Origin of the sequence: Paenibacillus sp. E194 (assembly GCF_000935845.1) — a bacterium.
Taxonomy (GTDB): domain Bacteria; phylum Bacillota; class Bacilli; order Paenibacillales; family Paenibacillaceae; genus Paenibacillus_B; species Paenibacillus_B alvei_B.
The window spans coordinates 1-528 of record NZ_JMDX01000553.1 but is presented as its reverse complement, the minus strand read 5'-3'; the positions used below and the strand labels follow the sequence as shown (position 1 = coordinate 528).

Below are 528 nucleotides of genomic sequence, written 5' to 3'. Positions count from 1 at the left end.
ATGACAAGCCATTGAAAGACTTGATTCAGAATGTTTATCAGAAGTACGACGGTAAATATGGATATCGACAAATCCAGCTGTTCCTACTTCAAGATCACGGTGTGTGGGTAAACCACAAGAGGGTTCTACGCTTGATGCAAACCATGAATTTACGATCTAAGATCCGCCGAAAGCGTCGTTGTAACTATTCCTCTTCCACAGGTGGACGAGTGGTTGATAACTTGCTACAACGGCAGTTTCAAGCCGAGGTTCCCAATCAAAAATGGGTGACCGATGTCACTCAGTATCGTGTAGCAGATAAATGGCTGTACCTTTCGGCCATTAAGGATTTGTTCAATAATGAAATTGTAGCTTATCATATGAGCTTGCGTAACGATAATCAACTTGTTCTTCAAACGTTTGAGAAAGCCTTCAACAAGACGAAAGACGTGACTGGATTGATCGTTCATAGCGATCAAGGGTTCCAATACACGTCCTACGCTTACCATGACATGCTGCCGAAGGTTGGCGCCCAAATCAGCATGTCTC

Annotated in this window: 1 protein-coding gene; it reads left to right on the top strand. The window is 43.6% G+C overall.

Annotated elements, in window-relative coordinates:
* Positions 1-11: 11 nt before the first annotated feature.
* On the top strand, positions 12-528 hold a 517-nt coding region (locus tag AZ66_RS29520; protein ID WP_052648925.1), incomplete at its 3' end, for an IS3 family transposase.